At 56.1% G+C, this 24,826-nt stretch carries 18 protein-coding genes and 1 tRNA gene; 10 read left to right on the forward strand and 9 right to left on the reverse strand.

Going from position 1 to position 24,826, the window contains the following annotated elements; translation table 11 throughout:
• Nucleotides 1-13: 13 nt before the first annotated feature.
• Nucleotides 14-2,860, forward strand: coding sequence for a two-component system sensor histidine kinase RcsC (gene rcsC / locus N7V53_RS08055; RefSeq protein WP_279793001.1), 2,847 nt, complete (start codon nucleotides 14-16; stop codon nucleotides 2,858-2,860).
• Nucleotides 2,861-2,903: 43 nt separating this feature from the next.
• Here rcsC and rcsB read toward each other — a convergent pair whose 3' ends face one another.
• Together rcsB and rcsD are read right to left on the reverse strand one after the other, a co-directional pair.
• On the reverse strand, nucleotides 2,904-3,554 hold the full coding sequence (gene rcsB / locus N7V53_RS08060; RefSeq protein ID WP_007371125.1) for a response regulator transcription factor RcsB: 651 nt from the start codon (nucleotides 3,552-3,554) through the stop codon (nucleotides 2,904-2,906).
• 16 nt (nucleotides 3,555-3,570) lie between these two features.
• Nucleotides 3,571-6,237, reverse strand: a complete 2,667-nt coding sequence (gene rcsD, locus N7V53_RS08065) for a phosphotransferase RcsD (protein ID WP_279793002.1) — start codon at nucleotides 6,235-6,237, stop codon at nucleotides 3,571-3,573.
• An 838-nt stretch (nucleotides 6,238-7,075) separates the two neighbouring features.
• Here rcsD and N7V53_RS08070 point away from each other — a divergent pair.
• From N7V53_RS08070 to mgtE, 6 genes are all read left to right on the forward strand, one after another.
• Nucleotides 7,076-8,215 carry a porin OmpC gene (locus tag N7V53_RS08070; protein ID WP_279793003.1) on the forward strand — a complete coding sequence of 380 codons (1,140 nt, stop codon included), beginning with the start codon at nucleotides 7,076-7,078 and terminating at the stop codon, nucleotides 8,213-8,215.
• 107 nt (nucleotides 8,216-8,322) lie between these two features.
• Complete coding sequence (gene apbE / locus N7V53_RS08075; protein ID WP_279793004.1) at nucleotides 8,323-9,360, forward strand: FAD:protein FMN transferase ApbE; 1,038 nt, start codon at nucleotides 8,323-8,325, stop codon at nucleotides 9,358-9,360.
• Nucleotides 9,361-9,432: 72 nt separating this feature from the next.
• Nucleotides 9,433-10,494 carry a bifunctional DNA-binding transcriptional regulator/O6-methylguanine-DNA methyltransferase Ada gene (gene ada, locus N7V53_RS08080; protein WP_279793005.1) on the forward strand — a complete coding sequence of 354 codons (1,062 nt, stop codon included), beginning with the start codon at nucleotides 9,433-9,435 and terminating at the stop codon, nucleotides 10,492-10,494.
• Nucleotides 10,494-11,150, forward strand: coding sequence for a DNA oxidative demethylase AlkB (gene alkB / locus N7V53_RS08085; protein WP_279793006.1), 657 nt, complete (start codon nucleotides 10,494-10,496; stop codon nucleotides 11,148-11,150). Before ada ends, alkB begins: the two co-directional genes overlap by 1 nt.
• Before the next feature lie 67 nt (nucleotides 11,151-11,217).
• Nucleotides 11,218-12,861 carry a multidrug ABC transporter permease/ATP-binding protein gene (locus tag N7V53_RS08090; RefSeq protein ID WP_279793007.1) on the forward strand — a complete coding sequence of 548 codons (1,644 nt, stop codon included), beginning with the start codon at nucleotides 11,218-11,220 and terminating at the stop codon, nucleotides 12,859-12,861.
• 141 nt (nucleotides 12,862-13,002) lie between these two features.
• A complete protein-coding gene (gene mgtE, locus N7V53_RS08095; RefSeq protein ID WP_094421197.1) occupies nucleotides 13,003-14,439 on the forward strand; it encodes a magnesium transporter in 1,437 nt (478 codons plus the stop codon).
• Here mgtE and N7V53_RS08100 read toward each other — a convergent pair.
• Nucleotides 14,402-15,637 carry a SulP family inorganic anion transporter gene (locus N7V53_RS08100; protein WP_279793008.1) on the reverse strand — a complete coding sequence of 412 codons (1,236 nt, stop codon included), beginning with the start codon at nucleotides 15,635-15,637 and terminating at the stop codon, nucleotides 14,402-14,404. The genes mgtE and N7V53_RS08100 overlap by 38 nt on opposite strands.
• A gap of 276 nt (nucleotides 15,638-15,913) precedes the next feature.
• Here N7V53_RS08100 and mqo point away from each other — a divergent pair, with 276 nt between their 5' ends.
• The gene (mqo, locus tag N7V53_RS08105; protein WP_279793009.1) at nucleotides 15,914-17,569 is read left to right on the forward strand and encodes a malate dehydrogenase (quinone); all 1,656 of its coding nucleotides are present in this window, start codon (nucleotides 15,914-15,916) and stop codon (nucleotides 17,567-17,569) included.
• Nucleotides 17,570-17,607: 38 nt separating this feature from the next.
• On the opposite strand, the gene N7V53_RS08110 is transcribed toward mqo, so the two are convergent.
• The 4 genes from N7V53_RS08110 to N7V53_RS08125 form a co-directional block, all read right to left on the reverse strand.
• A complete protein-coding gene (locus tag N7V53_RS08110; RefSeq protein ID WP_094421191.1) occupies nucleotides 17,608-18,264 on the reverse strand; it encodes an epoxyqueuosine reductase QueH in 657 nt (218 codons plus the stop codon).
• A gap of 180 nt (nucleotides 18,265-18,444) precedes the next feature.
• Nucleotides 18,445-18,521 (reverse strand) — tRNA-Pro (locus N7V53_RS08115).
• A gap of 76 nt (nucleotides 18,522-18,597) precedes the next feature.
• Complete coding sequence (yejM, locus tag N7V53_RS08120) at nucleotides 18,598-20,358, reverse strand: LPS biosynthesis-modulating metalloenzyme YejM (RefSeq protein WP_279793010.1); 1,761 nt, start codon at nucleotides 20,356-20,358, stop codon at nucleotides 18,598-18,600.
• Between the two features lie 18 nt (nucleotides 20,359-20,376).
• Entirely contained in the window at nucleotides 20,377-20,604 is a 228-nt protein-coding gene (locus tag N7V53_RS08125; protein ID WP_023479697.1) for a YejL family protein, read from the reverse strand.
• Between the two features lie 133 nt (nucleotides 20,605-20,737).
• On the opposite strand from N7V53_RS08125, the gene yejK reads away from it, so the two are divergent.
• On the forward strand, nucleotides 20,738-21,745 hold the full coding sequence (gene yejK / locus N7V53_RS08130; protein ID WP_076770174.1) for a nucleoid-associated protein YejK: 1,008 nt from the start codon (nucleotides 20,738-20,740) through the stop codon (nucleotides 21,743-21,745).
• A 51-nt stretch (nucleotides 21,746-21,796) separates the two neighbouring features.
• Here yejK and rplY read toward each other — a convergent pair whose 3' ends face one another.
• Both rplY and N7V53_RS08140 read right to left on the reverse strand, forming a co-directional pair.
• A complete protein-coding gene (rplY, locus tag N7V53_RS08135; RefSeq protein ID WP_279793011.1) occupies nucleotides 21,797-22,081 on the reverse strand; it encodes a 50S ribosomal protein L25 in 285 nt (94 codons plus the stop codon).
• A gap of 124 nt (nucleotides 22,082-22,205) precedes the next feature.
• Nucleotides 22,206-23,966, reverse strand: coding sequence for a DEAD/DEAH box helicase (locus tag N7V53_RS08140; RefSeq protein WP_023479747.1), 1,761 nt, complete (start codon nucleotides 23,964-23,966; stop codon nucleotides 22,206-22,208).
• A gap of 147 nt (nucleotides 23,967-24,113) precedes the next feature.
• Here N7V53_RS08140 and rsuA point away from each other — a divergent pair, with 147 nt between their 5' ends.
• Nucleotides 24,114-24,821 (forward strand): 16S rRNA pseudouridine(516) synthase RsuA, encoded by a 708-nt coding sequence (gene rsuA / locus N7V53_RS08145; protein WP_279793012.1) that lies wholly within the window; start codon nucleotides 24,114-24,116, stop codon nucleotides 24,819-24,821.
• Nucleotides 24,822-24,826: the final 5 nt, after the last annotated feature.

The raw sequence follows: 24,826 nt of genomic DNA on the forward strand, positions 1-24,826 counted from the left end.
GAGTTTCCCCAGGTTGAAATACCTCGTCTCTTTTCGCAGTACCCTGAAAGTTTCCCGCTATCTGTTCAGGGCGCTGGCGCTATTACTCTGGCTGTTAATTGCCTTTTTCTCCGTCTTTTACATCGTTAATGCCCTGCATGACAAAGAGTCGGAGATCCGCCAGGAGTTCAACCTCAGTTCCGATCAGGCGCAGCGCTATATTCAGCGCACCTCTGATGTGATGAAGGAGCTGAAGTATATTGCTGAAAATCGCCTGACGGCGGACAACGGCATCCTGACGTCGCGCTCCCGCGGCGATAAAACCGACGTGCCGGCCTTCTTGCCGCTCTTTCCCGATTCCGATTGCTCGGCGATGGGCAGCGCCTGGCGCGGCTCTCTGGAGTCGCTGGCGTGGTTTATGCGCTACTGGCGCGATAATTTTTCGGCTGCGTACGATCTGAACCGTGTCTTTCTGATTGGCAGCGACAACCTCTGTATGGCCGACTTCGGCCTGCGTGATATGCCGGTCGAGCGGGATGACACGCTAAAAAGCCTGCATGAGCGGATCGTCAAATATCGCAATGCGCCGCAGGATGAGCGCAGTAATAACGTCTACTGGATGAGCCAGGGGCCGCGCCCGGGCATCGGCTATTTCTACGCGCTGACGCCGGTCTACCTCGGCAACCGCCTGCAGGCGCTGCTCGGCACCGAGCAGTCGATCCGGATGGAGAACTTCTTTACGCCAGGTACGCTGCCGATGGGCGTCACTATTCTTGATGAGAATGGTCATACCTTGCTCTCGCTGACCGGGCAGGAGAACGGCATTACCGCCGATCCGCGCTGGCTGCAGGAGCGCTCCTGGTTTGGTTACACCTCCGGTTTCCGCGAGCTGATCCTCAAGAAGACGCTGCCGCCATCCTCCCTGAGCGTGGTCTACTCCGTGCCGGTGGACGTGGTGCTGGAGCGCATCCGCATGCTGATCCTCAACGCAGTGCTGCTTAATGTGCTGGTCGGGGTGGCGCTGTTTACCCTGGCGCGCCTCTATGAGCGGCGCATATTTATTCCGGCGGAGAACGATGCGCAGCGGCTTGAAGAGCATGAGCAGTTCAACCGTAAGATTGTTGCCTCCGCGCCGGTGGGGATCTGTATCCTGCGAACCCAGGATGGCACCAACATACTGAGTAACGAGCTGGCGCATAACTACCTCAATATGCTGACCCATGAGGATCGCCAAAGGCTGACGCAAATTATCTGCGGGCAGCAGGTTAACTTTGTTGATGTGTTAACCAGCAACAACACCAACCTGCAAATCAGCTTTGTGCATTCGCGCTATCGCAATGAGAACGTGGCGATCTGCGTGCTGGTGGATGTCTCCGCCCGCGTCAAAATGGAGGAGTCGCTACAGGAGATGGCGCAGGCGGCAGAGCAGGCGAGCCAGTCGAAGTCGATGTTCCTTGCGACAGTGAGCCATGAGCTGCGCACGCCGCTGTACGGCATTATCGGTAACCTCGATCTGTTGCAGACCAAAGAGCTGCCGAAAGGTGTCGACCGACTGGTTACCGCGATGAACAACTCCTCGAGCCTGCTGCTGAAGATCATCAGCGACATTCTCGACTTCTCGAAAATTGAGTCTGAACAGCTGAAAATCGAGCCGCGCGAGTTCTCGCCGCGCGAAGTAATGAGCCATATCACTGCCAACTATCTGCCGCTGGTAGTGCGCAAGCAGCTTGGGCTCTACTGCTTTATCGAGCCGGATGTGCCGCTGGCGATTAATGGCGATCCGATGCGCCTGCAACAGGTGATTTCCAACCTGTTAAGTAATGCGATTAAGTTCACCGATATGGGCTGCATCGTGCTGCATGTGCAGTGTGATATGGAGTATCTCAGCATTCGTGTGCGTGACACCGGGGTCGGTATTCCGGGCAAAGAGGTGGTGCGCTTGTTCGATCCCTTCTTCCAGGTTGGCACTGGCGTGCAGCGTAACTTCCAGGGCACCGGTCTGGGGCTGGCGATCTGTGAAAAGCTGGTCAACATGATGGATGGCGATATTGCTGTCGATACCGAACCGGGCATGGGCAGCCAGTTTACCATCCGCATTCCGCTCTACAGCGCGGTGCCAACGGTGCCGGCCGATGTGGATGGGCTGGCGGAGACCTGCTGCTGGCTGGCGGTGCGCAATGCCTGGCTGTCTGCATACCTGCATAACCTGCTGGAGTGGAACGGCATTCAGGTTAAACAGTATGACGGCCATGAACTGGGCAACCAGGATACGCTGATCACCGATGATGAGCTGCCGCAACCCTGGACCGGGCGCGCGGCGATCATCTTCTCGCGCCGCCATATTGGTATTCCGCTTGAGCGCGCGCCGGGCGAGTGGCTGCACAGCGTTGCTTCGCCGCACGATCTGCTGGCGCTGCTGGGCCGCATCTATCGCGTGCCGGTGGCCGAGGCGCAGGCGGCAAGTGCCTTAGCAGTTGATTCCGGCGAGATGGAGAATAACGAGGATATGATGATCCTCGTGGTGGACGATCATCCTATCAACCGCCGCCTGCTGGCCGATCAACTGGGATCGCTTGGCTATCAGTGTAAAACCGCCAATGACGGTGTCGATGCGCTCAATGTGTTGAGTAAGAACCCGATCGATATTGTGCTCAGTGACGTGAACATGCCGAATATGGATGGTTACCGCCTGACGCAGCGCATTCGCCAGCTTGGGCTGACGCTGCCGGTGATCGGCGTGACGGCGAACGCCCTGGCCGAAGAGAAGCAGCGCTGTCTGGAGTCGGGTATGGATAGCTGTCTGTCGAAACCGGTAACGCTGGATGTGCTGAAGCAGACGCTGGCTGCGTACGCCGCACGGGTGAGAAAAAGCAGGAAGTAGGGCTAAGAAAAACGAACCCCGGCGAGTGCCGGGGTTACGGGGATTACTCTTTTTCCGTCTGGGTGAGCGTCACGGAAGAGAGGTAGTTCAGCAGGGCGATATCGTTATCGACACCCAGTTTCATCATTGCTGATTTCTTCTGGCTGCTGATGGTCTTAATGCTGCGGTTCAGCTTCTTGGCAATCTCCGTCACCAGGAAACCTTCTGCGAACAGGCGCAGCACTTCACTCTCTTTCGGTGACAGGCGCTTATCGCCATAACCACCGGCGCTGATTTTCTCCAGCAGACGGGAGACACTCTCCGGGGTGAACTTCTTACCCTTTTGCAGTGCCGCCAGCGCTTTCGGCAGATCGGTCGGCGCGCCCTGTTTCAGTACGATACCTTCGATATCGAGATCCAGAACGGCGCTGAGAATTGCCGGGTTATTATTCATGGTAAGCACGATAATCGACAGCGCCGGGAAGTGGCGCTTGATGTATTTGATCAGCGTAATGCCATCGCCGTATTTGTCGCCCGGCATTGACAGATCGGTGATCAATACATTGGCCTCAAGTTTCGGCAGGTTGTTGATAAGCGCTGTAGAGTCTTCAAATTCACCGACTACATTTACCCATTCGATCTGTTCAAGTGACTTGCGAATACCGAACAGTACAATCGGATGGTCATCGGCAATAATTACGTTCATATTGTTCATGTATTAGGCTACCTTGCTACAGCAAGCTTTTGACGTAAGCGTCAATGTCGCTGATGTAATTTTCTATGCCTGGAGCATCACTCTCGCGAATTAATTGCTCCAGCGTTTCACACAACTGCTTACCAGGTACCAGATTAAGCATGGCAAACACGCCCTTAAGGCGGTGCGCCGTCTGTGCCAGCGCAGCGAAATCGCGCGAAGCCGATTCAGTATACAACCTCTTAACATCATCGGGAACTGTGTCGACAAACAGCGCGTAATAGCCGCTGGCATGGAGTTCAGCATTCTCATCGCCGCCTAAAGGCGACTCCGTGACTTCCTCCTGCGCCAGCTGCTCCTCAATGAGCTGCAATATTGCTCCCTGCATTGCATTACTCATATTAAAATTGACGCGCAACTGGCCTGGACCAATTTTCCGCACGCCGACCTCATCATCGCTTAAAAGCAATCCTGAAGCTGTAAGATTTGACGGATTATCTGTTAAAAAGAGATCGTATTCTTGATTAGATAATCGCTCATCGGGCGAAATGCAGCTTGCCCCCCAATTCTCCAGCTGACGCACCACAATATTACGAATTTCATTCGACGTAATATCAATCATCGCCACCACATCATCGAGCAATTTCTCTTCGCTCTCGCCCTGCTGTGCGCGAACGGCCATTTTCACATGCAGAGAGTAGCGGGTGCCGAGATCTTCACGCGCCTTAATATTGAGATGTCCGCCCAGTTTACGGGCCAACTGATCGCAAAGCCAGAAGGTGAGGGCATTTGCCTTGCCAAACTGATCGCCCTGCGTTTCGTTAAGGAACGGGAAGTGCAGATTATCAATTTCGCTGGCGTTAACGCCGACGCCGGTATCCAGAATGCGGAAGGTCAGCCGGTCGTCTGCGGATTCGTCCATGCTCACTTCGAGGGTGATTTTGCCCATCTGCGTGGTGGTCACCGCATACTGAATCAGCAGCAGCATGATGCGACGCAGCGCATCGCGATCGCCGTGACGCTCCTCATTGGCAGGAAGATGGTTGTTGATCAGCAGCTGCAAACCTTTACGCTTGATCACCGGCAGCACTTCCGGCACCACTTCATCAATCAGATCCTGAATAGAGAAGAGGGAGGAGGTGCCTTTCCAGGTGTCGTTCTCCAGCATATTTGCCAGCTGAAGTTCATCCACCAGCTGCACCAGTCGGTCAGCGTGATCGGCAAGGCGATTAGCCTCGTTGCTCTCAATCGCCGCTGCGTCACTGGCCAGCGCTCTCACCGGCTGTTTGAGCGCTTCGGCGAGGTTATTCATAAATGCCGCGCGGCCCTGCTGGTTCTTCTCATACAGCCGTTGCGCCTGCTTGAGCTTCTTATTGACCAGCACTTCGCGATCCTGATCGCGAATAATAAAGATCTGCGTACGCGACGCTACCTGGCTGCGGAACTGGCGGATCTCATATAGCTCATTATTGATGGTCGCCTGGATCACGCCCTGGTGCTGATCCGCCATCGCGGTAATGTTCTGCAAATTGAGGTGCGGCAGCAGGTGGTCGGCAATTTTATTACTCAGCACCGTGCGGTTGGCTTCCTGATCGTGAACCAGCAGACCCAGCGGCAGCAGGGAGACAATCTCTTCATTAAAGGCGCGCAGCACGCGCAGCTCATTATTCGCGCCCGGCGTCGCGAGCGTATCGCTCTTGCGACCTGGCATCTGGCGAAAGGTGGTGTAACCAAACAGTGCCAGCGCCAGCAGACCAATATTCAGCAGCAGCGGCAGCAGAACGTTTTGCAGGGTATCAAGCAGCAGGGTGCCGAACGGCACTTGCCACACCAGGCGTAAACCGGTGCCGTTCAGCGCAGAGGAGATCTCAATGCGCGAACTGTTGAAGTTTACTGAGACGCTATCGGTGGTCTCTTTATCCTGCGCGCGTGCGCTACCCGGCGTGGTATCGGGATCGAGGCGGAAGCTGTCCAGCGTCATACCGGGCGGAATCAAATCGTTGATCGGCAGATCGAAGGCAACAACGGTTGCAAGATGGCCCGGCTGGTTAAAGGTGGTGCGCAGCGTAAAGTAGTGACCGTTCTGCCAGGCAAGACGGCGCAGCGAGGAGAAGCTTTCGCGCTCATCAAGGGCGTTCGCCTGCTGGAGCATCTCCGCGCGGCGGGTATCGACGATATTGCTGATCATCGAATCTTTAAAACCGGAGGTAAGATCCTTAAGCGGCAGCGTCGAGACCAGGATCATGCTGTTATCCTGGCCGTTGAGGTAGTACATCGACCACGGCACGGTTTCCGCGCCCCACAGCGTATCAAGATAGGTCGAAATACGCTGGGTCATCTCCAGCGTCGAACTGTCGTGGGAGCCGAAAATCAGCGCTTCCGTCTTGCGACGCGGTTTTTCGAGGTAGTAAACGTCCTGCTTTAAACGCGTCTCCTGCAAGCCTTCGCCGGAGGAGGCGGGGGCAGCAGCGATGTTATCGTAAATCTGCCAGGTCGCATAGCGCCAGATATCGATGCGCTTATGAATAGCATGGGTGGTATCAACAATTTGATAACTCTTGTCCTTCAGCCACGCGTTGACCGCGCTCTGGATCATCACGCCCATGGTGACCAGCAGGACAATAATCAATAAAAGGAAGTAACGGGTAATGTTGCCCGGTATCAGGGAAAATTTGCCAGGAATCATTGTGTCCGATTGACTCATTCGTGTGTGTAACCCGTTATGACAACACGGCTGATAACTTTCAGCCTGCGCTGAGACAATGTTGCTGCCATGCCGTTAGCGTCGCGTTTGGTGGGCCGCGGGCGTAAAGGTAGTGTGCTGCAGAGTAATGTTCAGCAGGCAGTATATCGGTAAATGGGTGAATTTCCAGACTCTCTTTTCAGGAAATGCCTGGGGGGTGCATGAATATGCATTCTGTACCCATAGTGCAGCAAAGGCGTAAAAAAACGCCGCTCTGAAGTCCTATTTACCGTTTCGCTGGCAAAATATCGCACGAAATAACAAGATATTAACTTTCTAAATATGTTTGAGGATCAACTCTGGTACGATTATTGATTAATTAATAGTCATTACAAATGGCGACTATATAAATCTTAAGTATCAACTGATGTAAAGAAAGGTAAAAAAAAACCGAATGCAGGGCATCCGGTTTGAAGAGGGGTAAACAGACATTCAGATTCGAATGACGGTAATAAATAAAGTTAATGATGATAGCGTCGATTATTTTAGACACCAATTCTGCTTTCGGTTTGGCATTCAGTGCTCTCATTTTAAATTTTAGTAAGTTGCTGTTTTTATAAGTAAAGAACTGTATTTCATCCGCCTTTTTTCTTATTTATTGGCTTTTAGTGCTTTCAAAAAGTTCCCGCAAAATTACAAATGGAAACATTTAGCTTTAGATATGAAACATCTTCAAAGTTTTCGTATCATATTCCTGTTGGATTATTTTTGATTTTTGCGCACAATGAATCGCCAGCTGATTTGAGGGTTAATCAGCAAGCAGTGGCAATAAAAATGCATATAACAGAGGGTTAATAAAATGAAAGTTAAAGTTCTGTCCCTCCTGGTACCGGCTCTGCTGGTAGCGGGCGCAGCAAATGCGGCTGAAGTTTATAATAAAAACGGCAACAAATTAGATCTCTACGGCAAAGTAGACGGCCTGCACTATTTTTCTGACGACAACGGTTCTGATGGCGATAAGAGCTACGTGCGTTTTGGCTTCAAGGGCGAAACCCAGGTTAACGATCAGGTAACCGGTTACGGCCAGTGGGAATACAACGTTCAGGCGAACAGCTCAGAAGGTGAGAGCGATCAGGCATGGACCCGTCTGGCCTTCGCAGGTATCCGCGTAGCTGACACCGGTTCTTTCGACTACGGTCGTAACTACGGCATCATCTATGACGTGACCTCCTGGACCGACGTTCTGCCGGAATTCGGCGGCGACACCTATGGCGCGGATAACTTCATGCAGTCCCGTGCTAACGGCGTAGCAACCTACCGTAACACCGACTTCTTCGGTCTGGTTGATGGCCTGAACTTTGCTCTGCAGTACCAGGGTAAAAATGGCAGCGTCAGCGGTGAAAACACCAGTGGTCGCAGCCTGCTGAACCAGAATGGCGACGGCTACGGGGCATCTCTGACCTACGATCTGGGCGAAGGCTTCAGCGTTGGCGGCGCGATGTCCTCCTCTAAACGTACTGCCGATCAGAACAGCATCAATGCGAACCTGTACGGTGATGGCGACCGCGCTGAAGTTTACAGCGGCGGCCTGAAATACGATGCCAACAATATCTACCTGGCAGCGCAGTACTCTCAGACTTACAACGCAACCCGTTTCGGTACCTCTAACGGCAGTACCCCAAGCGCTGCTTTCGGTTTTGCTAACAAAGCGCAGAACTTCGAAGTGGTTGCACAGTACCAGTTCGACTTCGGCCTGCGTCCGTCCATCGCTTACCTGCAGTCCAAAGGTAAGGACATCACCAACAACACCGGTACTGCTAACTTCGGCGACCAGGATCTGGTGAAATATGTTGATGTTGGCGCGACTTACTACTTCAACAAAAACATGTCCACCTATGTTGATTACAAAATCAACCTGCTGGACGACAACACCTTTACCCGCGCGGCCGGTATTGCTACCGACGACATTGTTGGCCTGGGCCTGGTTTACCAGTTCTAAGTTCGCAACAACGCGTATTGAAGGGGGCCGCAAGGCCCCTTTTTTATTGCCTGTTTCGGGCAAATCCCTTTTTCGTGTACGCTTGCGCCAGCAAGGAGATAACAACTATGGCGATCGCTTCTCTTCGTGCCGCGCTGATGGCGGCACTTTTTCTGTTAGCCGGCTGCGACACGGCAAGCCAGGCCACACCGACGGTGCTCGAAGGTAAAACCATGGGCACCTCATGGCGCGTCAGCGTGGTGGATATCACCCCGCAGCAGGCGACAGCGCTGCAAAAGAAAATCCAGGCGCAGCTTGATAGCGACGACTGGCTGATGTCGACCTGGAAAAAAGATTCGGCGCTGATGCGCTTTAACCGCAGCAGCAGCACCGCGCCGTGGCCGGTCAGCGAAGCGATGGCGGATATTGTCACCACCTCGCTACGCGTGGGTAAAAAAACCGATGGCGTGATGGATATTACCGTTGGGCCGCTGGTGAATTTATGGGGCTTTGGCCCGGATCAGCAGCCGATCAAGACGCCAACGCAGGCGCAGATCGACGCGGCGAAAGCGCGTACCGGGCTGCAACATCTCACGGTAATCAATCGCGCCGGTGAACAGTTCCTGCAAAAAGATCTGCCCGATCTCTATGTCGATCTTTCGACGGTTGGCGAGGGTTACGCCGCCGATCATCTGTCGCATTTAATGGAACGCGAGGGAATTGCCCGCTATCTGGTCTCCGTCGGCGGGGCGCTGGTCAGTCGAGGGATAAATGGTAAAGGGCTGCCGTGGCGTGTAGCGGTGCAGAAGCCAACGGATCGCGAAAACGCCGTCGAGGCGGTGGTCGATATTAATGGCCACGGTATCAGCACCTCCGGCAGCTATCGCAACTACTATGAGCTGGACGGTAAACGCATCTCCCACGTTATCGATCCGCGCAGCGGGCGGCCAATCAATCATAAGCTGGTGTCGGTGACGGTGATCTCGCCGACCGCGCTGGAAGCAGATGCCTGGGACACCGGCCTGATGGTGCTCGGCACCGAGCGGGCGAAAGAGGTGGTGACGCGCGAAGGGCTGGCGGTGATGATGATCATGAAAGAGGGTGACGGCTTCACGACCTGGATGTCGCCGCAGTTCTCCGCCTTCCTGGTGAAGGATAAAAATTAAAGCGCAAGATTGCGGGTGTTTGCGCGCGCGCTAACCGCCACAGTAAGGCTAAGCTTAGATAAGGAGCCTGCGATGAACAATGCGACATTAACCGATGATCAATGCTGGCAGGCGGTGCTGGCGCGCGACCCGAACGCTGACGGTCAGTTTGTCTTTGCCGTGCTGACTACGGCGATTTTTTGCCGACCCTCCTGCACGGCGCGGCGCGCCCTGCGCCAGAATGTCCGCTTCTATAAAGATGTTGCCAGCGCGCTGGAAGCGGGCTTTCGTCCCTGCAAACGCTGCCAGCCGGATAAAACGCATCCGCAGCAGCAGCGGCTGGAGAAGATAGCCGCCGCGTGCCGTTTGCTGGAGCAGGATCAACCCATAACGCTGGCAGAGCTTGCCGCGGCGGTTGCCATGAGCCCTTATCATTTCCACCGTCTGTTTAAAGCGGTGACCGGCGTGACGCCGAAAGCGTGGCAGCAGGCGTTTCGCGCCCGGCGCTTACGCGAAACACTGGCGAACAGCGAGACCATTACCGATGCGGTGCTGGCCGCCGGCTTCCCGGACAGCAGCAGCTACTATCGAAACGCGGATGCCGCGCTAGGCATGACTGCTCGCGCCTTTCGTCGCGGCGGCTCTTCCTGCCCGGTCTGGTTTACCCTGACAAATTGTACGCTCGGCCGCTGCCTGGTGGCAGAGAGTGAACGCGGGATCTGCGCCGTGTTGCTGGCCGAAAGTGATGAGGCGTTACTGGCGCAGCTCGGTAAGCTCTTTCCGTATGCCCGCCAGGCAGAAGATGACCCGCAATTTACTGCGCGCGTGCGGCAGGTGATTGCGCATGTAGAGAGACCCGATTCGCCCTTTACCCTGCCGCTCGATTTACGCGGTACCGCGTTTCAGTTGCAGGTGTGGCAAGCACTGCGTCAGATCCCGGCAGGGGAGAGAGTCAGCTACCAGGCACTGGCACAGAGTATTGGCAAGCCCGGCGCGGTCAGAGCCGTCGCCAGCGCCTGTGGGGCGAATAAGCTGGCGGTTATTGTTCCCTGCCACCGCGTGGTGCGCCAGAGCGGGGCGCTCTCCGGCTACCGCTGGGGTGCCGAGCGCAAAGCGCAGCTGCTGGCGCGCGAAGCTAATCAACAGGAGACCTGATGCTCGATCTGTTTGCCGATGAACAACCGTGGCAGGAGCCGCTGGCACCGGGTGCCGTGATACTGCGCCGTTTCGCCCTTGCGCACAGCGAGGCGCTGATGCACGGTATCGCCGATGTGGTCAGCGTTTCGCCGCTGCGCCATATGGTTACCCCCGGCGGTTACACCATGTCCGTTGCGATGACCAACTGTGGGCAGCTTGGCTGGACAACGGACAAGCGCGGCTATCTCTACGATGCCGCCGATCCGCAGACGCAGCGCCCGTGGCCCGCCATGCCGCAGGCCTTTGTGACGCTCTGCAACGCGGCAAGCGCCGCCGCTGGCTACCCCGATTTCCGCCCGGATGCTTGCCTTATCAACCGCTATGCGCCGGGAGCCAAACTCTCGCTGCATCAGGATAAGGATGAACCGGATCTGCGAGCGCCGATTGTCTCCGTTTCGCTTGGCCTGCCGGCGGTTTTCCAGTTCGGCGGGCTGAAACGCAGCGATCCGCTCCAGCGTCTGCTGCTGGAGCATGGCGATGTGGTGGTGTGGGGCGGGGTGTCGCGCCTCTTTTATCACGGCATTGCGCCGCTGAAGCCGGGCTACCATCCGCTGACCGGCGAGTGCCGCTATAACCTCACTTTTCGCCAGGCGGGCAATAGCGAACAAAAATAAGAATTATTCTTGATGAAAACAGGTAGCCGTTTAAACTGCTGGCTGTTTTTATTGACCGGATACGCTTATGGAACTTCTCCTTCTTGTCTGGCGGCAGTATCGCTGGCCGTTTGTGGCGGTACTGGCGCTGTCGCTTGCCAGCGCGGCAATGGGCATCGGGCTGATTGCCTTTATTAACCAGCGCCTGATTGAATCTGTCGATCTTTCTATTGCCGTGCTGCCGGAGTTCCTCGGCCTGCTGCTGCTGTTAATGGCCGTCACTCTCGGCTCACAGCTGGCGCTGACGACACTGGGCCACCACTTTGTCTATCGCCTGCGCAGCGAATTTATCAAGCGTCTTCTGGATACGCCGATCGAGCGCATCGAACAGCTGGGCAGCGCCTCGTTGCTGGCCGGGCTGACCAGCGATGTCCGTAATATCACCATCGCCTTTGTGCGCCTGCCGGAGCTGGTGCAGGGGATTATCCTCACCGTTGGCTCCTGCCTCTATCTCGCAATGCTCTCCGGTAAAATGTTGCTGATCACCGTGATCTGGATGGCGCTGACCATCTGGGGCGGATTTATGCTGGTGTCGCGCGTCTATAAACATATGGCGACCCTGCGCGAGACGGAAGATAAGCTGTATACCGATTTCCAGACGGTGCTTGAGGGGCGCAAAGAGCTTACGCTTAACCGCGAGCGCGCCGAGCATGTGTTTGAAAAGATGTACCTGCCGGATGCGCGCGAATACCGCCACCATATTATCCGCGCCGATACCTTCCACCTGAGCGCGGTGAACTGGTCGAACATTATGATGCTGGGCGCGATTGGCCTGGTGTTCTGGATGGCAAACGGGCTGGGCTGGGCGAATACCAATGTCGCGGCGACCTACTCGTTGACGCTGCTCTTTCTGCGCACGCCGCTGCTCTCCGCCGTCGGCGCGCTGCCAACGCTGCTCACCGCCCAGGTGGCGTTTCGCAAACTCAAGCAGTTCGCGCTGGCACCTTACCGCCCGGAGTTCCCGCGCCCGCAGGCTTTCCCCGGATGGCAAACTCTTGAGCTGCGTGATGTCACCTTTAAATATCAGGATAACGACTTTGCCATCGGGCCAATCAATATGACCCTCAAGCGCGGCGAACTGGTGTTTCTGATTGGCGGCAACGGCAGCGGGAAATCGACGCTGGCAATGCTGCTGACCGGCCTCTATCAGCCGCTCTCCGGTGAGATCCTGCTGGATGGCAAACCGATGGCGCAGGATAAACCGGAAGATTACCGCAAACTCTTCTCGGCGGTGTTTACCGATGTCTGGCTGTTTGATGAACTGCTTGGCCCCGAAGGGCAGCAGGCCGATCCGGCGCTGGTGGCGAAGTGGCTGGAGCAGTTAAAGATGTCGCACAAGCTGGAGCTGGAAAACGGCAAAATCCTCAACCTCAAGCTGTCGAAGGGGCAGAAGAAGCGCGTCGCGCTGCTGTTGGCGCTGGCGGAAGAGCGCGATATTCTGCTGCTGGATGAGTGGGCGGCAGATCAGGATCCGCACTTCAGGCGCGACTTCTACCAGGTGCTGTTGCCGCTGATGCAGCAGATGGGCAAAACCATCTTCGCCATCAGCCATGACGATCACTACTTTATTCACGCCGATCGCCTGCTGGAGATGCGCAGCGGCCACTTAAGCGAGCTGGAGGGTGAAGAGCGTCAGCTCGCCTCCCGCGACGCCGTTTCCCGCACCGCGTAATCACCACGCTCCCTGCTGAAGCGGGGAGCGTTGCCGTTTTTTTATCCAAACAACCCCACCGTTGAGCCTTTTTTTAGCACCTGGCGCTATGCTTAAGGCTATTCCGCCCGGATGAGAGGGCGCTTTCGATTCAGGATTGTCATGCCGGTTATTAAAAAGAACAGTGTCAAACTGCGCGAAGAAGAGCGCGCGCGCCTTATCTGGTTGCTCACCACCCATAAAGCCCTGACCGCCACGCTGTTGGGCGAAATCACGCTGGTGGAGCAGGTAAACAGTGAAGTGCTCGATCAGCACCTGCTTGAAGTTCGCGCCCTCGCTGCCCATCTGCCGCCGCCGGATCTGGCCGATACCCTCGAAGCGCTGCCGGTGGTTGAACGCCATGCGCTGTGGCGGGTGATTGAAGATGACAAGCGCGGCAAAGTGCTGCTCGAAGCCTCGGAAAATGTCTGGGACGATCTGATTGATGAGATGAGCGACCGCGCGCTGCTGGATGCGCTTGAAACCCTCAATATTGATGAGCAGATCTACCTGGTGCAGCATCTGCCGCGCAACCTGACCGGGCGCATGATGGCAACGCTGCCGCCGAAAGAGCGCGCGCGGGTGCGCCAGGTGATGCGCTATGGCAAAAACTGCGTCGGTGCGATCATGGAGTTTGAGGTGATCACCATCCGCGCGGAGGTGACGCTGGCCGCCGTTCAGCGCTACTTACGCCGTCTGGGAAAGATGCCGGAGAACACCGACAAGCTGTTTGTGGTCGATCGCGACAACCGGCTGGTTGGCGAGCTGACGCTGCAAACTCTGCTGCTTAATGCCACCGATCGTGAAGTGGGCGAAGTGATGGAGAGCGATCCCGTCACCTTCCTGCCGGAAGAGGAGGCGGAGCGTGTTGCGCGTACCTTTGAGCGTGACAACCTGCTTAGCGCCGCAGTGGTGGATGAGAATGGCATTCTGATGGGGCGGCTGACCGTCGATGAGATCCTCGACGTGGTCTACGAAGAGACCGATAACGATATGCGTCAGATGGGCGGTCTGAGCACCGAAGAGGATGTGTTTGCCCCCGTCACCAAAGCGGTAAAGTCACGCTGGGCGTGGCTGGCGCTTAACCTCTGCACCGCCTTTATCGCCTCGCGAGTGATTGACGGTTTTGAGCACACCATTTCGCAGCTGGTGGCGCTGGCCTCGTTGATGCCGATTGTCGCCGGTATTGGCGGTAACACCGGTAATCAGACCATCACCATGATTGTGCGCGCGCTGGCGCTGCAAAACATTCAGCCGGGCAACTTCTCGTTTCTTATTCTGCGCGAAATGGGTGTGGCGTTAATCAATGGCGTGGTGTGGGGCGGCCTGATGGGCTGCATCACCTGGTGGCTGTATGGCGACCCGGCGCTGGGCGGCGTGATGATGCTGGCGATGGTGCTTAATCTGCTGATGGCGGCATTAATGGGCGTACTGATCCCGATGCTGATGATCCGGCTGGGGCGCGACCCGGCGGTCGGCTCCAGCGTGATGATCACCGCCATTACCGACACCGGCGGCTTCTTTATTTTTCTTGGTCTGGCGACGCTGTTCTTGCTGTAAACAGCGACTTTTCCCGCCACTTCGCAGGCGTTATCGCCAGCGTCACCACCCCGGCAACCACGCCAATCGCCAGGTTGCCGGTGCTGACGGTGGCAATCACCGTTATCACCATCACCACGCTCTCAACGAAAGGCGCCTGCTTCAGGGTGCCTGGCTTGAGGCTTCCCCAGTTAAAGGTCTTGAAGGCGACAATCGCCATAATCCCGGCAAGCACCACCATCGGGATTTTCGCCATCACCTCGCTTAACGCCGTGACCAGCAGCAGCAATACCAGCGCGGCGGCAACGGTTGAGAGACGCGTACGCCCTTTGCCCATCTCAACGTTAACGATGGTTTGACCAATCATCGCGCAGCCAGCAATACCGCCATAGAAACCGGCAAGGATATTGGCGATGCCAAGCCCGGCACTTTCGCGCCCTTTATTCGACGGCGTATGGGTTAAATCGTCGACCAATTTCGCAGTCAGCAGCGACTCCATCAGCCCGACAAAAGCGATGCTCAGCGCGCAGGGCCAGATAATGCTCAGCGTATGCAAATCAAACGGTACCAGCCATTCGGTCAGCCCCGGCAGCCCGCCCTGCATTGGGCCTTCATCACCCACGGTGGGTAACACCTGACCACTAAAGATGGTATAGGCGGTAAGCACGACAATCGCCACCAGCGGCGCGGGCACGCTTTTCAGCCAGCGCGGCAGCCACAGTACAATCAGCAGCGTCAGGGCGAAGAGCGCCAGAATAAGCGGGTTTTTGCTCCAGAAGTGGGGCACCTGGGCAAAGAAGATCAGGATGCCGAGGGCGTTAACAAACCCGGTCATCACCGCATGGGGAATAAAGCGCATCAGCCGCGCCATGCCGGTGAGGCCGAAGATAATCTGGATCACGCCCGCCAGTAATACCGCAGGCAAAATGTATTCCACGCCGTTCTGGTTGACCATTGGACCGATAACCAGTGCGACTGACCCGGCAGCCGCCGTTACCATCGCCGGACGACCGCCGAGAATGGACATCGCGAAGCAGAGCACCACCGAGGCGATCAGGCTCACTTTCGGGTCAACCCCGGCAATCACCGAGAAGGAGATCACTTCCGGGATCAGCGCCAGCGCAGTGATCACACCGGCTAAAATTTCGCGTGTAAACAGCTTTGGAGAGCGCAGTACGGCGCTTACCTGAGAAGAGGAGGGGGTAGCGTTGTCGGTCATAAAATTCCGCAAGTGGAGAGTGCCATAGAAGCAGAGGCAAACGGCATCCATGCGTTTGGCAAAGCGCAGGATAATAGCAGATTCCGACGCCACACGGGCAACAATTAGTGTTAAAACTAATGCATAAAAGCAACTTATTAGTAACATTTATATAATTATTATTTAATGTTTAAACATTATTTAAATCTCGACTTTTAAGTGCTACGTTAGACGAGCTAACGATTTAACCCTCTATAAATGCGAATAAAGCAGCACTAAAAGTAAGGCAATATCATCATGAAAAGAATGACTGCCAGGCTGTTTTCGATGGCTGTCGGGCTTAATGCTGTCTCAAAAGCAGCAGACGCGTCCGCATCGAAAGAGCAGGAAACAGATGTGCTTTTAATCGGTGGTGGGATCATGAGTGCCACGTTGGGAACCTGGCTTTCGGATCTTGAACCGGACTGGTCAATTACGATGGTGGAGCGTCTCGACGCCCTGGCGCAAGAGAGTTCAAACGGCTGGAACAACGCCGGTACCGGGCATGCTGCCCTGATGGAACTCAACTACACCCCCCGCAGCGCGGACGGCTCTGTCAGCATCAAAAAAGCGATTGAGATCAACGAAGCGTTTCGCATCTCTCGCCAGTTCTGGGCGCACCAGGTGAAAAGCGGTGTGCTGCGCGACCCGCGCTCCTTTATCAATACCGTGCCGCATATGAGCCTCGTCTGGGGCGACGACAACGTCAACTTCCTGCGCGCGCGCTATAAAGCCCTACAGCAGTGCTCGCTGTTTCGCGGCATGCGCTACTCCGAAGACCCTGAGCAGATCAAACAGTGGGCACCGCTGGTGATGGAAGGGCGCGATGCCTCGCAAAAAATTGCCGCGACCCGCACGGAGATCGGCACCGATGTTAACTTTGGCGAGCTGACGCGCCAGATGATTGGCTCGTTGCAGAAAAAGGCGAACTTCGCCCTGCAACTGGCGACCGAAGTGCGCGGCTTAAAGCGCAACGCCGATCAGAGCTGGAGCGTGACGCTGCATAACCTGAACAACGGCGCTGAGCAGGTGATCAAAGCGAAATTTATCTTTATCGGTGCCGGCGGTGCAGCGCTGAAGCTGTTACAGCAATCCGGCATTCCGGAAGCGGCCGATTATGCCGGTTTCCCGGTGGGCGGCCAGTTCCTGGTGGCGGAAGATCCGGCGGTGGTGAATCACCATCTGGCGAAAGTCTACGGTCAGGCGACCGTTGGCGCGCCGCCAATGTCGGTGCCGCATATCGATACGCGCATAATTGATGGCAAACGCGTGCTGCTTTTTGGGCCGTTCGCCACCTTCTCCACGCGTTTTTTGAAAAATGGATCGCTGTGGGATCTGCTGCGCTCAACCAACTCGTCCAATATTTTGCCGATGCTGACGGTCGGGATGACCAACTTCAGCCTGGTGAAATACCTGGTAAACCAGGTACTGCAAAACGAGGATGACCGCTTTGATGCGCTGCGTGAATACTATCCGCTGGCGCAAAAAGAGGACTGGCGCTTGTGGCAGGCAGGGCAGCGGGTGCAGATTATCAAACGCGAAGCCGGGAAAGGCGGCGTGCTGCGTCTGGGCACCGAAGTGGTCAGCGACAAAGAGGGCACCATTGCCGCGTTGCTGGGCGCGTCGCCGGGTGCCTCAACCGCAGCGCCGATCATGCTTGAGCTGATGGAGAAGGTGTTTACCGAGCGCTTCGCTTCAGAAGCCTGGCAAACCAAGCTCCGGGAGATTATTCCCTCGTTCGGTACCGGGCTGAATGGCAATATCGAGGCCGCCGACGCCGAGCTGCGCTACACCAGTGAAATTCTCGGCCTGAAGTGCGATGAATCGATGGTAGCTGATATTACCCCGCCGGTGCAGAAGCCGGTGGCGCAGCCGCATCACGACGATGAGCAGGTTGCGGATATCGCGCTGTAATGCAAAAAAATCCCGGTCAGATGGCCGGGATTTTCGTCTTATTCCTGCTCGTCACCGTAATAGAGCTTGCCGATCTTAATCAGCGGTCGGCCCTGGGATTTACGGTGCAGGTTGCTGTCGCGCAGGGAGTAGACGCAGCCGCAGTACTCTTGCTGATAGAAGCGCTCCCGTTTGCTGATCTCAATCATCCTTGCCGAGCCGCCCTGCTTGCGCCAGTTGTAATCCCAGTAGACCATTTCCGGGTAGTGCCCCGCCGCGCGCTGGCCGCAATCATTGATTTGCTGCATATTTTTCCAGCGAGAGATGCCCAGCGAACTGCTGATGGCTTTGAAGCCGTGCTCATGGGCATAGAGCGCCGTGCGTTCAAAGCGCATATCAAAACACATTGTGCAGCGCACGCCGCGCTCAGGCTCCCACTCCATCCCTTTCGCCCGCTCGAACCAGTTGTCGGTGTCGTAATCTGCATCGACAAAGGGCACGCCGTGCTTCTCAGCAAAGCGGATGTTCTCCTCTTTGCGCAGTTCATACTCTTTTTGCGGATGGATGTTCGGGTTATAGAAGAAGATGGTGTAGTCGATACCGGAAGCCTGGATCGCTTCCATCACTTCACCCGAGCAGGGGGCGCAGCAGGAGTGGAGCAGCAGTTTATCGGCACCGTTGGGCAGCTGGAGTTGTGGACGGTTTAAGTCGGACATAGGTTTCACTCATCATAACAGGCATGAATTTGTCTCTATGTTAACATCCTGATTACGATTTGCTTACCCGTTTGCCAGGCGAAAAGGGTTTTTAACGGGCAAAAAAAAACAGCAAGCTAAAGTAACTTGCTGTTTTTCTTCGTCTTGCCGAAAAGAATCAGGCAACACGGCGGGGAATTTTGGTCGGCACGAGAGGATTTGAACCTCCGACCCCTGACACCCCATGACAGTGCGCTACCAGGCTGCGCTACGTGCCGACATGTGGCGCTAATACTACCCGTTTCTTGCCTGATTGCAAGTGCAGGGCAGGCTGAGTGATTCATAAATAATCAATCAGTTAGCGATAAACCGTTTTTCATCGGTCAGCACCTGCAGCAGTAAACTGAGCTGCGGTTTCTGATCGCGGATCTTCTCGCCCTGCGCATCCCAGGACTTGTAGTTACCGTTCTGATCGAGCACCAGCGTCATCTGCGGCGTGGTAATCGCCAGCGTATTGCTGTTAGCGGCGGTCACCCAGTTGTGGCGGCGCGTGGCGGTAAAGAGATCCTGACCCTGCGAATACTCATTAGCCGGGGTGCTGACATGCAGCAGACGCTGCATCAGAGTGGTCATCACATCCTGATGATCCGTCAGCCTGGTAATACGCTGCGCGGGCGTGCCCGGCCAGTGTACGACCAGCGGCACATGCAGGCGGCTGCGCGACCAGTCGAAAGTGGTGTCCTGCTGATCGGCCGGGATGCCGCGACCGGCGGTGATCACTACCACCGTGTTGTCCATTTTGCCGGAGGCGCGCAGCGCATCCAGCACGCGGGCAATCTGCGCATCGACATCGGCGGCAGCGCGGGGGTATTTACGGGCAAAGCCCGGAGTATCGGTATCAAGCGCGGCGGTGCCGTTTAAGGAGACCCATGAGAACCAGCGCGTATCTTCCTGCGCATCATGGGAGAGCCAGCTGATCCACTGATCGGCCGTCTGCGCATCGCTCTGGCTTTTTGCTGGTGGCAGCGAGAAATCAGACAGCAGCGCCTGGCGATAGAGCGGGCTGCTGAAGCCGTCGGACGAGAAGAGACCCAGCTGGTAGCCCTGCTGATTCAGCGCGGTGATCAGCGCCGCCGGGATACGTGCTGACATCACGCCATCCATATAGCTCGGCGAAATACCGTAGAAGAGGCCGAAATAGCCGTTATCGGCGTTATTCCCGGCGCTCATATGCTGGGTAAAGTTAACGTTCTGCCCGGCAAAACTCGCCAGCTGCGGCATCTGTTTTTCGTAACGGGCGTAGTTCAGCCCGTCGACGGTAATCAGCAGCACATTCTGCCCGGAGCCCATATCGAGATAGCGCAGATCGCTTAACGGATACTGCACCGATACCGCTTCCGGATTGCCTTGTTCTACCAGGCGACGCTGGTAATCCTGCGCGTCCAGCAGACCGTGTTTTTCAAGGAAACGGCGCGCGGTCATCGGGTATGAGAGCGGCAGGTTGGCGCGCTGCATAGTGATCGGGCGATAGAAATTGGCGTCTGCCCAGATATACATCACATGGGTGGCAATAAAGGAGACGAAAAAGAGGGCGGCCACCGGCTTAGCGAAGTGGCGGCGGCGCGTGAGGCTGCGCAGCTTCTGCCAGCTCCACGTCGCAAACAGCATCTCAATCAGCAAAATGACCGGCACGCTGATAAACATCAGCTGCCAGTCGCGGGCCATCTCGTTCTGATCGGGGTTAATGACCAGTTCCCAGACCACCGGATTGAGGTGCAGGTGAAAACGGGTAAAGACTTCGCTGTCGATAAGCAGCAGCGTCATGCCTGCGGTGGCGAGGATCGCCGAGAGCACGCGCATCAGCCGCTGCGACATCACAATAAAGGTCAGCGGGAAGAGGATCAGCAGATAGGTGGCGAAGACCACAAAGCTGAAGTGGCCCACCAGGCTCAGCCAGGAGTAAATACGCCCGGAGAGCGTGGTCGGCCAGTCGGCAACAAACAGGTAACGGCTACCGAGCACGATGGACAACAAAATGTTGAACAGCGCGAACCAGTGCCCCCAGCTCACCATCTGGGAGACTTTTTCACGGTAGCGTTGACGATTAGTCACCATAAACTGTTGTGATTTCCCTTAGTGCGCTTTGTCGTCGCCAATGGACGATTGCAGTGCCTTTGCGAAAGATGTCGCGATGGCCTGACGCTGCGCGGGGGCGACGCTGCTGTTAATCAGGTTGGTCACCATATTGCCCAGCACCATCAAAGAGAGGTCGGCCGGTGCTTTGTGTTTTTCCAGTACGTTGGCCAGCTCACTGAGCAGTTGTTCAACGTGTTCATCACTGTAGCGGGAGATTTGTGGCATAAATCGAAATCAGTCTGTTCATGAAAGGGCAACATCTTACCGTAGGAAGAGCTTTTTTTCTGCTTTTTTATCAGCAGTTGCACCGCGGCGTTGGTGGTGGTTGAATACCGCCGGTCAAAAAGGAGAGTTTATCATGAGTCTGGACATCAACCAGATTGCCCTGCACCAGCTTATCAAGCGCGATGAGCAAACCCTTGAACTGGTGCTGCGCGATTCTTTGCTCGAACCCACCCCGCCCGTCGAAGAGATGGTGGCGGAACTGCACCGGGTCTATAGCGCAAAAAATAAAGCCTATGGCCTGTTTAATGAAGAGAGCGAGCTGGCACAGGCGCTGCGTCTGCAACGTCAGGGCGAAGAGGAGTTTCTCGCCTTTAGCCGCGCGGCAACCGGGCGCTTACGTGATGAACTGGCGAAATACCCCTTTGCCGACGGCGGTATTGTGCTGTTTTGCCACTACCGTTATCTGGCGGTGGAGTATCTGTTGGTGGCGGTGCTGAACAACTTAAGCAGCATGCGCGTCAATGAAAACCTCGATATCAGCTCGACGCATTATCTTGATATCAATCACGCCGATATCGTTGCGCGCGTCGACTTAACCGAGTGGGAAACTAACCCGGAGTCAACGCGTTACCTCACCTTCCTGAAAGGTCGGGTAGGGCGCAAGGTTGCGGATTTCTTTATGGATTTCCTCGGCGCCAGCGAAGGGCTGAATGCGAAAGCGCAGAACCGTGGGCTGCTGCAAGCAGTTGATGATTTTACCGCCCAGGCGGAGCTGGATAAATCCGAGCGCCAGACTGTGCGTCAGCAGGTCTACACCTACTGCAACGAGCAGTTGCAGGCGGGCGAGGAGATTGAGCTGGCGTCGCTCTCAAAAGAGCTGGCGGGCGTAAGCGAAGTGAGCTTTGAAGAGTTTACCGCAGGCCAGGGCTACGAGCTGGAAGAGAGCTTCCCGGCGGATCGCAGCACTCTGCGGCAGTTAACCAAATATGCCGGCAGCGGCGGCGGGTTGACCATCAATTTTGATGCGCTGCTGCTTGGCGAGCGTATCTTCTGGGATCCGGCTACCGACACGCTGACCATTAAAGGCACACCGCCGAATCTGCGCGATCAGCTGCAGCGTCGGCTGAGCGGCGGAAAATAGGCCATAAAAAAACCCCGCCGGAGCGGGGTTTTTTCTTCAACTTGTCAGCGATTACGCGCGAACGAAGTCGATGTGAGTCAGTTTCGGCTTGAACGGGTGACGCTGAACAGCCTGAATCTTAACGTTAACTTCTTTGCCATCGAGAGCCAGGGTCAGAACGTCGCTGTAGAAACCAGGCTTAGTCTGCATGTTCCACACTTTGTCGTGATCCAGTTCGATAGCAACCGGCGCTTCAGTTCCACCGTAGACGATAGCCGGGAACTTGTTCGCGGTGCGCAGGCGGCGGCTCGCACCCTTACCCTGCTCTTTACGTACTTCTGCGTTAATAGTAAACATTTGAATCTCTCTTAAATAAATCCTGTTACAGGCGACCCAGCAACAGGCAGATGATCGGCTTTGCGGATGCAAAAGCGGGCGGTATTCTATCCCCTAATGATTGATACATCAATTAAAAGTGCGCTTAGCCGCGCAATTCATTCGCCCGACGAAAGCGACCTTCGTAATCAAACACTTTTTCCCGCACCTGCCAGTACTGGCCCTTCATACGGGCGACGACAAAATCGGGGTGACGCAGCAGCGCCTGCTGGGCGACGATATCCGCCGCCACAATCCAGCGTAACGGCACGCCGGGCGTGCGCGTATGCGGTCGCATAAAGAGTTGCTCAAAAGCGGTGCGCTGCGCCGGAGTTTGCAGACGAAAGCGCTCGCTGACATCCGCGCCATCTTCATCGTAATAGGTGATTTTCAGCCATTCGCCTTTCTCATCCGCGCCGTGCTGCAATGTCATGCCACTGCAACGCAGCACCAGCGCATCTTTCAGCTTCAGCGCCGCTTTCAGCATATCGTCCGGGTCGACGAGAATCGCATCGCAGCTGCGGCAGCGGCGAGCGGCAATATCATTCTCTGCGTTGCAGTGCGGGCAGTTTTTAAAGCGGAAACGATAATCGCACTGCTCGCGATGCCCTTCATCATCTTCAAACCAGCCCTGGCAACGGCGGCCAAAGTGCTCAATCAGCGTACCGTCAGCAGTGGTTTTCCCCCAGAATGTGTTAGCAAAGCCGCAACCCGGGCAGAAGACCTGCACCGGCACGTTATCGCTTTTGCCTTTCGGTGCGCCAATCTCCGGGGCGTAGAGATCGTGCGGGTTACCGGCGTAATCGAGGATCAGGCAGTCGGTTTTCCCCGGTGCCAGGCGCAGGCCGCGACCGACGATCTGCTGATAGAGGCTGACGGATTCCGTCGGGCGCAAAATGGCAATCAGATCGACATGCGGCGCATCAAAGCCGGTGGTCAACACCGCGACGTTGACCAGAAAGCGGAACTGCTGCTGTTTGAAAGCCTCAATTAAGGCATCACGCTGCGGGCCGGGCGTTTCGCCGGTGATCAGCGCTGCGTCGTCCGCAGGCAGCAGGCCGGTGATCTCGCGGGCGTGTTCCACCGTGGCGGCAAAAATCATCGCCCCTTTGCGCGTCTGCGCAAACTCAACAATCTGGCTGACAATGTGCGGCGTAATACGCTTCTGCTTCTTCAGCTCGCGGTTCAGCTCCGCTTCGCTGAACAGGCCGTTACTCTGCGTCTGTAAGCGGCTGAAATCGTACTGCACCACCGGCATATCCAGCCGCTCCGGCGGCGTCAGATAACCGTGTTTAATCATATAGCGCAGCGGCAGTTCATAAATACAGTCGCGGAACAGCGCTTTTTCATCCCCGCGCACCATGCCGTGATAGTGAAAGCGGTAAATCCACCCTTTGCCAAGACGGAAGGGGGTTGCTGTCAGGCCGAGCAAGCGAATGCGTGGATTCACTTCCTTAAGGTGAGAAAGGATTTGCTGATACTGGCTGTCGTCGTCATCGCTGATGCGGTGGCACTCATCCACCACCAGCAGGGAGAACTCTCCCTGGAACTGATCAAGGTTGCGCGCTACCGACTGCACGCTGCCAAACACCACTTTGCCGTGGCTCTGCTTGCGCTTCAGCCCGGCGGCGAAAATATCTGCTTCCAGCCCAAGGGCGATATATTTGGCGTGGTTCTGCGCAACCAGCTCTTTCACATGGGCCAGCACCAGTACGCGACCACGCGCCAGCCGTGCCAGCTCGGCAATCACCAGGCTTTTTCCGGCGCCGGTCGGCAGCACAATCACTGCGGGTTCAGCGTGTTGGCGAAAATGGGCGAGGGTGGCATCCACCGCTTCGCGTTGATAGGGGCGTAGCGTAAAAGTCATTGTCTCAACGGCGTTACAGATTGACGGCAGACAGTATGCCACGAAACTTTGCTTTAAGCGGTTTATGATGCTCGTTATACTTCAGGCTGTTCATCTCTTTTGTGGGCGCATTGCCCCCATTCAGCACCATACAGGCCAGAAAATTTCATGCGACTTGATAAGTTTATCGCTCAGCAACTTGGCGTCAGCCGCGCCATTTCCGGGCGCGAAATCCGCGGCAGCCGTGTTACGGTCAATGGCGAAATCGTTCGCGATGCCGCCTTTAAACTGCAACCGGAACACGAGGTTGAGTACAACGGCAATACCCTCGTTCAGCAGACCGGCCCGCGCTACTTTATGCTGCATAAACCGGAAGGGTACGTCTGTTCTACCGAAGATCCCGATCACCCGACGGTGCTCTACTTCCTCGACGAGCCGGTCGCGCACAAGCTTCACGCCGCCGGGCGTCTCGATATCGACACCACCGGTCTGGTGCTGATGACCGATGATGGTCAGTGGTCGCACCGCATTACCTCGCCGCGCCATCACTGCGAAAAAACCTACCTGGTGACGCTGGAGTCGCCGGTTGCAGAAGACACCGCCGCGCAGTTCGCCCACGGTGTTCAGCTGCATAATGAAAAAGATCTCACCAAACCCGCCGTGCTGGAGGTGATTACGCCGACGCAGGTGCGCCTGACCATTAGCGAAGGGCGCTATCATCAGGTGAAGCGCATGTTTGCCGCCGTGGGCAACCACGTTGTTGGCCTGCATCGCGAACGCATTGGCGGCATCCGTCTGGATGACGACCTGGCGCCGGGGGAGTACCGTGCGCTTACCGAGGATGAAATTGCCAGCGTTGGCATGCTCACCCGCTAACTTCA

It is taken from the genome of Kosakonia sp. HypNH10, from assembly GCF_029850615.1.
Classification (GTDB): Bacteria; Pseudomonadota; Gammaproteobacteria; order Enterobacterales; family Enterobacteriaceae; genus Kosakonia; species Kosakonia cowanii.

Bases quoted from the DNA above. Each gene is read 5' to 3' on its own strand.
- N7V53_RS08140 (WP_023479747.1), bottom strand. From the start codon at position 23,966: ATGACTTTTACGCTACGCCCCTATCAACGCGAAGCGGTGGATGCCACC.
- yejM (WP_279793010.1), bottom strand. From the start codon at position 20,358: ATGGTGACTAATCGTCAACGCTACCGTGAAAAAGTCTCCCAGATGGTG.
- rsuA (WP_279793012.1), top strand. From the start codon at position 24,114: ATGCGACTTGATAAGTTTATCGCTCAGCAACTTGGCGTCAGCCGCGCC.
- N7V53_RS08070 (WP_279793003.1), top strand. From the start codon at position 7,076: ATGAAAGTTAAAGTTCTGTCCCTCCTGGTACCGGCTCTGCTGGTAGCG.
- yejK (WP_076770174.1), top strand. From the start codon at position 20,738: ATGAGTCTGGACATCAACCAGATTGCCCTGCACCAGCTTATCAAGCGC.
- N7V53_RS08110 (WP_094421191.1), bottom strand. From the start codon at position 18,264: ATGTCCGACTTAAACCGTCCACAACTCCAGCTGCCCAACGGTGCCGAT.
- rplY (WP_279793011.1), bottom strand. From the start codon at position 22,081: ATGTTTACTATTAACGCAGAAGTACGTAAAGAGCAGGGTAAGGGTGCG.
- mqo (WP_279793009.1), top strand. From the start codon at position 15,914: ATGAAAAGAATGACTGCCAGGCTGTTTTCGATGGCTGTCGGGCTTAAT.
- rcsD (WP_279793002.1), bottom strand. From the start codon at position 6,237: ATGAGTCAATCGGACACAATGATTCCTGGCAAATTTTCCCTGATACCG.
- N7V53_RS08090 (WP_279793007.1), top strand. From the start codon at position 11,218: ATGGAACTTCTCCTTCTTGTCTGGCGGCAGTATCGCTGGCCGTTTGTG.
- apbE (WP_279793004.1), top strand. From the start codon at position 8,323: ATGGCGATCGCTTCTCTTCGTGCCGCGCTGATGGCGGCACTTTTTCTG.
- N7V53_RS08125 (WP_023479697.1), bottom strand. From the start codon at position 20,604: ATGCCACAAATCTCCCGCTACAGTGATGAACACGTTGAACAACTGCTC.
- N7V53_RS08100 (WP_279793008.1), bottom strand. From the start codon at position 15,637: ATGACCGACAACGCTACCCCCTCCTCTTCTCAGGTAAGCGCCGTACTG.
- rcsB (WP_007371125.1), bottom strand. From the start codon at position 3,554: ATGAACAATATGAACGTAATTATTGCCGATGACCATCCGATTGTACTG.
- ada (WP_279793005.1), top strand. From the start codon at position 9,433: ATGAACAATGCGACATTAACCGATGATCAATGCTGGCAGGCGGTGCTG.
- mgtE (WP_094421197.1), top strand. From the start codon at position 13,003: ATGCCGGTTATTAAAAAGAACAGTGTCAAACTGCGCGAAGAAGAGCGC.
- alkB (WP_279793006.1), top strand. From the start codon at position 10,494: ATGCTCGATCTGTTTGCCGATGAACAACCGTGGCAGGAGCCGCTGGCA.